Source organism: Mycobacterium sp. NPDC003449, from assembly GCF_053588415.1.
Window position 1 is genome coordinate 1 of the sequence record NZ_JBSFPX010000257.1, and the last position, 8,333, is coordinate 8,333.

At 69.5% G+C, this 8,333-nt stretch carries 9 protein-coding genes; 2 read left to right on the top strand and 7 right to left on the bottom strand.

The features are described from left to right. Positions 1-141 precede the first annotated feature (141 nt). Positions 142-525, top strand: a complete 384-nt coding sequence (locus tag ACWDTP_RS35485) for a hypothetical protein (protein WP_450027903.1) — start codon at positions 142-144, stop codon at positions 523-525. Between the two features lie 34 nt (positions 526-559). Beyond that, positions 560-1,312, top strand: a complete 753-nt coding sequence (locus ACWDTP_RS35490; protein WP_450027904.1) for an enoyl-CoA hydratase — start codon at positions 560-562, stop codon at positions 1,310-1,312. Positions 1,313-1,321: 9 nt separating this feature from the next. On the opposite strand, the gene ACWDTP_RS35495 is transcribed toward ACWDTP_RS35490, so the two are convergent. From ACWDTP_RS35495 to ACWDTP_RS35525, 7 genes are all read right to left on the bottom strand, one after another. Further along, complete coding sequence (locus ACWDTP_RS35495) at positions 1,322-2,512, bottom strand: dihydrolipoamide acetyltransferase family protein (protein ID WP_450027905.1); 1,191 nt, start codon at positions 2,510-2,512, stop codon at positions 1,322-1,324. Next, entirely contained in the window at positions 2,509-3,576 is a 1,068-nt protein-coding gene (locus ACWDTP_RS35500; RefSeq protein ID WP_450027906.1) for an alpha-ketoacid dehydrogenase subunit beta, read from the bottom strand. The genes ACWDTP_RS35495 and ACWDTP_RS35500 overlap by 4 nt, the downstream gene beginning before the upstream one ends. A 4-nt stretch (positions 3,577-3,580) precedes the next feature. After that, positions 3,581-4,672 (bottom strand): pyruvate dehydrogenase (acetyl-transferring) E1 component subunit alpha, encoded by a 1,092-nt coding sequence (gene pdhA, locus ACWDTP_RS35505; protein ID WP_450027907.1) that lies wholly within the window; start codon positions 4,670-4,672, stop codon positions 3,581-3,583. A 97-nt stretch (positions 4,673-4,769) separates the two neighbouring features. Then, the gene (locus ACWDTP_RS35510; RefSeq protein ID WP_450027908.1) at positions 4,770-5,588 is read right to left on the bottom strand and encodes an HpcH/HpaI aldolase/citrate lyase family protein; all 819 of its coding nucleotides are present in this window, start codon (positions 5,586-5,588) and stop codon (positions 4,770-4,772) included. Further along, positions 5,588-6,079 carry a MaoC family dehydratase gene (locus ACWDTP_RS35515; RefSeq protein ID WP_450027909.1) on the bottom strand — a complete coding sequence of 164 codons (492 nt, stop codon included), beginning with the start codon at positions 6,077-6,079 and terminating at the stop codon, positions 5,588-5,590. The genes ACWDTP_RS35510 and ACWDTP_RS35515 overlap by 1 nt, the downstream gene beginning before the upstream one ends. Then, positions 6,076-7,236 (bottom strand): acyl-CoA dehydrogenase family protein, encoded by a 1,161-nt coding sequence (locus ACWDTP_RS35520; RefSeq protein WP_450027910.1) that lies wholly within the window; start codon positions 7,234-7,236, stop codon positions 6,076-6,078. The genes ACWDTP_RS35515 and ACWDTP_RS35520 overlap by 4 nt, the downstream gene beginning before the upstream one ends. Beyond that, positions 7,229-8,333 (bottom strand): biotin/lipoyl-containing protein (locus ACWDTP_RS35525; protein ID WP_450027911.1); only part of this gene is annotated, 1,105 nt, incomplete at its 5' end. The genes ACWDTP_RS35525 and ACWDTP_RS35520, both read right to left, overlap by 8 nt.

Genomic DNA, 8,333 nt, shown 5'->3' on the forward strand with positions numbered 1-8,333 from the left:
CCGTCGGGGACACCCAGCTTACCGGAGGTCGCCGGTGTTCCGGTCTGACCCAGCACCGACAGCCCGTTTGGCCCGAGCGGTGCCCCTGCGACCGGAACACCGGCGACCTCCGGTAAGCTGGGTGTCCCCGACGGAATCGACATGAGTCCTGGCGCGCTGCTCGGTCAGTACCCGGTTCCGTCGGCGCCAGGAGGACCGCCTCCCACCGACGCGCCGGGCCTCAGGGCGTTCAACAACGGGAACTTCTTCCCGCAGAACGAGAAGCCATCGGCGCCAGGACAGGGCACCGTGGTCGGCGTGCAACCCGGCGAGGAGAACGCCGACATCTCCGGGCTGGACTGGCTGCGCCAGATGCACACGCTGTACCGCAATGGGAACCTGCACGGCGGAATGCTCGGCCAGGTGCCCAAAGAACAACTCGGTCAACCGCTTCCGGGCACCGCTCCCCCGCCAGGAACGAACATTCCGCCGGGCCTGGCGGAGAACCTTCCCGTGCCGGCGGATCCGGTGCCGCCGCCTGCCTGACCCACTCGGGTGGCGGTGCGGCTAGGCTCGGGCTGTGTCCGAACTCGTACTCACGCAGGTCGACAATCGCGTCGCAGTGATCACCGTCAACGATCCCGACCGCCGCAATGCGGTGACCTTCGAAATGTCGGCGGGACTGCGCGACGCCATCGATGCGGCGGAGGCCAACCCCGATGTGCACGCGGTCATCGTCACCGGTGCGGGCAAGGCGTTCTGCGCGGGCGCCGATCTCACGGCGCTGGGTGAGGCGACCGAGGACGGTCTGCGCCGGATCTACGACGGGTTCCTGGCCGTCGCGCACTGCGCGTTGCCGACGATCGCCGCGGTCAACGGCGCCGCGGTCGGTGCCGGTCTCAACCTGGCGCTGGCCGCCGATGTGCGCATCGCCGGCCCGGCCGCGCTGTTCGACCCCCGTTTTCAGAAGCTGGGTATCCATCCCGGTGGCGGGGCGACGTGGATGTTGCAGCGCGCCGTCGGCCCCCAGGTGGCCCGGGCGGCGCTGTTGTTCGGTATGCGGTTCGACGCCGACGCCGCGCTGCGCCATGGCCTGGCGCTGTCGATCGCCGAGGATCCGGTCGCGGCCGCCGTCGAACTGGCCGCCGGTCCGGCCGCCGCACCACGGGATGTGGTGATCGCAACGAAGGCCTCGATGCGGGCGACGGCGAATCCCGGGACGGTCGACATCGACCAGCACCGGATCGCCGTGGACACCGAGCTCGGCCCGCAGGCCACCTCGATCGAATCCCCCGAATTCGCCCGGCGCCTGGCGGCCGCCAAGCGCAAGTAACGCGTCCGTCTACAGGTCCAGCAGCGCCAGCTCGGGGTCCTCGACCAGACCGCGCAGCTCCCGCAGGAATGCCGCCGCCTGCGCGCCGTCGGCGATGCGGTGGTCGAAGGCGCAGGTCAGTGACATGGTCGGGCGGGCCACCACACTGCCGTCGACCACCACCGGCCGGGGGCGCAGCGACCCCATGCCCAGAATCGCCGCCTCCGGGTAGTTGATCACCGGGACACCGTCGTCGAGGCCGAGGGCACCGAAGTTCGACACCGTGAACGTCGAGCCGGTCAGCTCGGCCGGCGTGAGGGTGCCCGCCCTGGCCCGCTCGACCAGCCGCGCCACCGCATCGGCCAGCTGTCTGGTGGTCAGGCCGTGCGCATCCCGCACCACCGGGACCAGCAGGCCCCGCGGCGCGGCCACCCCGAAGCCCAGGTGCAGGTCGGGATGCTGGTGGATCTGCGGATCGCCGCCGGTGGTCTGCAGCCAGGTCGAGTTCAGGATCGGGTGCCGACCCAAAGCGATCGTCAGCAGCCGTAGTGTCAGCACGAACGGGGTGACCGGCAGTTCGGCGTCGGCGGCCCGGATCCGGTCCCGCAGCCGCAGCAGCGCGGTGCAATCCACCTCGACGCGGGCGTGGGCATCGGGAATCTCCCGGTGGGACAGCGTCATTCGGCGGGCCATCTCGGCCTGGACGCCGCGGACGTCGCGCAGCTCGGAACCGTCCGACGCGGCGAGCACATCTTCGCGCGTCACGATGCCCTCGGGTCCGGATCCCGGTGTCAGCGCGGTCAGGTCGACATGCAGGTCGGCGGCGAGCTTGCGCACCGGTGGTTTGGCCCTGGCCCGGCCCGGTGGCGGCGTCTCGGGGTTCGGCCTGCCCCGCCGGCTCGCGTCCATGGCGTCATCGGTGCCGTAGCCGACCAGCACCGGTTTGCGTGGTGTGCCGGCCCCGTTCACCGTCTGCGCCGCCGTGGTGGCGATCCGCACCAGCAGCGATCCCACGGCCAGCGTGTCTCCCGCCGCGCCGCCGAGTTCGAGCACCTGCCCGGCGTACGGGCTCGGGATCTCCACCTCGGCCTTGTTGGTCTCCACCGTGCACAGCGTCTGGTTCAGTTCGACGGCGTCGCCCACCGCGACCTCCCAGCTGGTGATGGTGGCGTCCTGAAGTCCCTCGCCGAGGTCGGGGACCAGGAACTCACGGGAGCTCACGGCTGCCCCATCGCACGCTCGACGCAGTCCAGCAGCCGGTCGACGCCGGGCAGCCACAGTTTCTCCAGCCGTGCGGGCGGGTAGGGCGTATCGAAACCGGTGGCGCGCAACACCGGTGACTCCAATTCGTAGAAGAGTTCCTCGGAGATGCGGGCGGCGAGTTCGGCACCGAATCCGAGTGTGCGCGGCCCCTCGTGCAGCACCACGGCACGGCCGGTGCGGCGCACCGAGGCCGCGACCGTGTCGAAGTCGAGCGGGTTCAGTGAGCGCAGGTCGACGACCTCCAGGCTCCAGCCGCGCTGATCGGCCAACTCGGCCGCGTTCAGTGCGGTGGCGACCAGGCCTCCGTAGGTGAGCACCGTGACGTCGGTGCCGGTGCGCCGCACCGCGGCCCGCCCGATCGGCAGGCCGGGTGTCGTGGTGTCGACGGCCTCGCGCGCCCAGTACCGCCGTTTCGGTTCCAGGAAAATCACCGGGTCAGGACTGGTGATCGATTGCCGCAGCAGCCAGTACGCGTCGGACGGGGTCGAAGGAACCACGACCTTGAGCCCTGCGGTGTGCAGCCAATAGCTCTCGGTGGATTCGGAGTGGTGTTCGACGGCGCCGATACCGCCGAACGACGGGATCCGCAGCGTCACCGGCATGGCGATGTCGCCGTGTGTGCGCATCCGGTATTTCGCCAGGTGGCTGACGATCTGGTCGAAAGCCGGGTAGCTGAAGCCGTCGAACTGGATCTCCGGCACCGAGGTGAACCCGCGGACCGCCAGCCCTATCGCGATCCCGACGATCGCCGATTCGGCCAGCGGTGTGTCGAAACAGCGTTCAGTGCCGAAGGTTTCGGCCAAACCCTCGGTCACCCGGAAGACGCCGCCCAGCCCGGCGACGTCCTCGCCGAACACCAGCACCCGCTCGTCGGCGGCCATGGCGTCGTGCAGAGCCCGGTTGATCGCCTGGACCATGGTCAGTTCGCGGGCCGGTACCGGCGATCCGATCGAGGTCAGGACCCGGTCCCACGGCTCCGGCGAATCACCCTGTGCGGCAGGACGGTCGATGATCTGGGTCATGTTCTCACGCCTCCTTGGCCAGCTCGGTCAGCAACTGATCGCGTTGCGCCGCCAGATCCGGGGTGATCTCGGCGTACACGTTGTCGAACATCTCGGCCGGGTCGACATCGGGCGCGCCCACGATCGCGTCGCGCAGTTCGGCGCACAACCGGGCCGATCTGGCGCCGACCCGTTCCTGCAGCCGCTCGGTCCATATCCCGGCCGCCTCCAGATAGCGGCGGTAACGCGCGATCGGGTCCCGGGCCAGCCACTCCTGCACGTCGTCGTCCGACCGGTACCGGCTCGGGTCGTCGGAGGTGGTGTGTGGGCCCATCCGGTAGGTGATCGCCTCGATCAGGGTCGGCCCGCCGCCGCTCCTGGCCCGTTCGGCGGCCTCGGACATCACCGCATAACAGGCCAGCACATCGTTGCCGTCGACGCGGACACCGGGCATGCCGTAGCCGATCGCGCGGTGCGCGATCGAGGGCCCGGCCTGCTGGCGGCTGACGGGCACCGAGATGGCCCACTGGTTGTTCTGGACGAAGAACACGCACGGCGCACCGAACACCGCCGCCAGGTTCAGCGCCTCGTGCCCGTCGCCCTCACTGGTGGCGCCGTCGCCCAGAAACGCGACCGTCACCGAATCCTCGCCGAGGCGCTGGGCGGCCATCGCCGCGCCGACCGCGTGCAGCCCGTGGGTGCCGATCGGGATCGCGATGGGTGCCACGCACCTGCTGGTGAAGTCCAGGCCACCGTGCCATTTGCCGCGCCACACCGCACCCATCTGGCCCGGGGTGATGCCGCGCAGCAGGAACGCGCCAATCTCGCGGTATTGCGGAAACAGCCAGTCGGTCTTGCGCAGGCAGGCCGCGGCACCGATCTGGGCGGCCTCCTGGCCCCGACAGGACGCGAACAGCGCCAGCTCGCCCTGCCGTTGCAGGTTGACGAACTCGACGTCCAGATCGCGCGTCACGACCATCGACTCGTACAGCCAGCCCAGCGTTTCGGGGGGCAGGTCGCGGCTGTACCGCGTTTCCGTGGTGGGTGACCCGTCGGCCTCGACCAGCCGTACCGGATCCAGATCGACGCTCTGCGGCGCCGCAAATGGCTGAGCCATACCGCCTCCTGTTCGGTGACGGCATGTTCGGCCGTCGGTCCGTGAGGTGCTCAGCGCAGCGGCGGTACGAACAAAACCCCTGGTGAGAGGCCGCCGGCTAGTCGCCTGGGTGTGGCGCTAGCTGGACGATCCGCTCGGCACGTCGCAGCACTGGGGCATCCACCATTATGCCCCCGAACTGGAACACGCCGCGCTGAACGCGGGCCTCGGCCAGTACGTGTCGCGCCCATTGCGCCTGCTCGGCGGTCGGCTCATAGGCCGCCCGGATCACCGCGACCTGGCTTGGATGGATGGCGACTTTCGCGTCGAATCCGACCGCGACGGCATCGTCGGCCTCGGCGCGCAGGCCCTCCAGATCCTTGATGTCCAGATACACCGAGTCCAGAGCCATCCGTCCGTAGGCCTTGGCCGCCAGCAGAGTCTGCGACCGCACGTGCCGGGCCACGTCGCGGTAGCTGCCGTCGGGCCACCGGTTGTCGGTTCCGCCGGTCGCCGCGAACAGATCCTCGGCACCCCACATCACCGCGAACGCGTTGTCGGGCCGGACCAGTTCGACCACGTTGAGCGCGGCCATCGGGGTCTCGATGAGGACCACCACCTCCAGCGGCCCGAGTGCGGCCACCTGTTCGGGGTGTTCGGACTTGGCCAGCATCACCGTGGTGTACTCGGTCGCCGCGACCGCCTTGAGGTCGGCTTCATGGTCGGCGGTGCCGGCCGGGTTGACCCGCACGACGGTGCGGGTCGGGTCGAGCCTGGTCTCGATCAGCGCCTCACGCGCCGACGCCCGGTCTTCGGCGGCGACGCCGTCCTCCAGGTCGAGGATCACCACATCGGCCGCCGCGGCGGCCTTTTCGAACCGCTCCGGACGGTCCGCCGGGCAGAACAACCAACCGGGGCCGGTCGCCGCGAACGCCATCAGGAGACTCCTTCCGGGCGCATCCGCACCATGGTCTTGCGGGACGCGGTCGCCACGACATCGCCGTGCTGATTGCGGCCGGTGTGGGCGAAGGTGACGATGCCCTCCCCCGGCCGGCTCTTGGACGCCCGCTTCTCGGTGATCTCGGTTTCGGCGTAGAGCGTGTCACCGTGGAAAAGCGGTTTGGGGAAAGAGATCTCGGAGAAGCCGAGATTGCCGACGATGGTGCCCTGGGTGAGCTGCGCCACCGAGAGCCCGACCAGGGTCGACAGCGTGAACATCGAGTTGACCAGCCGGGCGTTGAACGGCGGCAACGCATCGGAGAACGCCGCATCCAGGTGCAGTGCCTGGGTGTTCATCGTCAGCGTCGTGAAGAGCACATTGTCGGCCTCGGTGATGGTGCGGCCGGGCCGGTGCAGGTAGCGCACCCCGGTCTCGAACTCCTCGAACCAGAGCCCGCGTTGCTCGACGACCTTCTTCTCTTCGCTCACAGGCCCGCCTCTCGCGCGATCAGCATCAGCTGCACCTCCGTTGTCCCCTCACCGATTTCGAGGATCTTGCTGTCCCGGTAGTGTCGTGCCACCGGGTATTCGTTCATGAAGCCGTAGCCACCGAAGATCTGGGTGGCGTCGCGGGAGTTGTCCATCGCGGCCTCGCTGGACACCAGCTTGGCGACCGCCGCCGCCTTCTTGAACGGCTTGCCGGCCAGCATGAGTGCGGCCACGTCGTAGTACGCGGCGCGGGCGGTGTGGGCGCGGGCCTCCATCCGGGCGATCTTGAAGGCGATGGCCTGGTAGGTGCCGATCTTGGCGCCGAACGCTTCGCGTTCCTTGGCGTAGCGCACGCATTCGTCGACACAGCCCTGCGCCACGCCGACCGACAGTGCCGCGATCGCGATGCGGCCCTCGTCGAGGATGCGCAGGAAGTTGGCGTAGCCGCGGCCGCGTTCACCGAGCAGGTTCTCGGCGGGCACCCGGACGTCGTCGAAGCTCAGCGGATGGGTGTCCGAGGCATTCCAGCCGACCTTGTTGTAGGCGGGCTCGGCGGTGAAACCGTCGATGGGGACCGGCACCAGGATCGACGAGATCTCTTTCTTCCCATCGGTTTCACCGGTGACCGCCGTGACCGTGACGAGCTTGGTGATGTCGGTGCCGGAGTTGGTGATGAACTGCTTGGAGCCATTAATTACCCAGCTGTCACCGTCGAGCTTCGCGGTGGTCCTGGTGGCGCCGGCGTCGCTGCCGCCGCCGGCCTCGGTCAGGCCGAACGCGCCGAGCGCCGTGCCGCCGGCCAGCAGCGGCAGCCACTCCTGCTTCTGCGCCTCGTTGCCGAACCGGTACACCGGCATGGCGCCCAGCGACACACCGGCCTCCAGGGTGATGGCCACGCTCTGGTCGACCTTGCCGAGTTCCTCCAGCGCCAGGCACAGCGCGAAATAGTCCCCGCCCATACCGCCGTACTCCTCGGGGAACGGCAGGCCGAACAGGCCCATATCGGCCATCCCGGCGACGACCTCGTACGGGAACGAGTGCTCCTCATCGTGTTTGGCGGCCACCGGCGCGACGACGTTCCTGGCGAAGTCGCGGACGGTCTCGGCCAGTTGCGCATAGTGGTCCGGCAGGGTGCCGGTCGACAGAAAGTCAGTCATGACTGGGCTCCTTGATTGCAGCGGTGATTCGGGCCAGCGGCTGGCCCACCTTGACCTGGTCGCCGACCGCGACGAGCAGTTCGGCCACCCCGTCGACCGGGGCGGTCAGCGCATGCTCCATCTTCATCGCCTCGACGGTGACGACGACGGTGCCCGCGCCGATCTCGGCTCCCGGCTCGACCCCCACGGCGACGACCGAGCCCGGCATGGGGCTGACCAGCTCGGCGTCTCCGCCTCGCTCGTCATCGGGACGCACGGACGCCTCGCGCACCGCCTCGACGAACCAGGTGCGCCCGGCACCGGACAACCAGAGCCGGCCATCGGTGGCGGCCACCTGGTATTCGGTGCGCAGCCCGTCCAACATGACCGCCAGCCGATCATCGGTCAAAGCCACGCTGGCCGTGTGGGATTCGCCGTGTTCGACGGCCGCGGTCGCGTGCCCGGGGTGGCCGGTGAAGTACACGTGATCGGTGCGGTCGGCGGCCTGCAGGCGGAAGGTGGCCGGGGCGCGTTCACCCACCCGCCAGCCGGCCGGTACCTGCCACAGGTTGTCACCGGCGGCGGCCCAGTGCCGTGCCCAGAGGTAGGCCGCGGCCGCGATGAGCTGCTCGTCGCCCACCGCGGCCGGGACGAATTCCGGTGCGCGCCGGTCGAGCAGACCGGTGTCCAACCGGCCGGCCACCACATCGGCGTCGGCCAGCAGAAACCGCAGGAACTCGATGTTGGTGGTCAGTCCCAGCACCGCGGTGTCGGCCAGCGCCCGGTCCAACGTATGCAGCGCGGCGGTCCGGTCATCGCCGTGCGCAATGATTTTCGCGAGCATCGGGTCGTAGTCGCTGCCCACCACGGTGCCCGCGGCCAGACCGGAATCGATGCGGACGCCTGCCCCGGCGGGTTCGCTCAGCCCGAGCACCGGTCCCCCGGTCGGCAGGAACCCGGCGGCCGGATCCTCGGCGTAGACCCGGGCCTCGATCGCATGCCCGGTCATCACGATGTCTTCCTGGGCCAGCGCGAGCTTCTCACCCGCGGCGATCCGGATCTGTTGGTGCACCAGGTCGATCCCGGTGACCAGCTCGGTGACCGGGTGCTCGACCTGC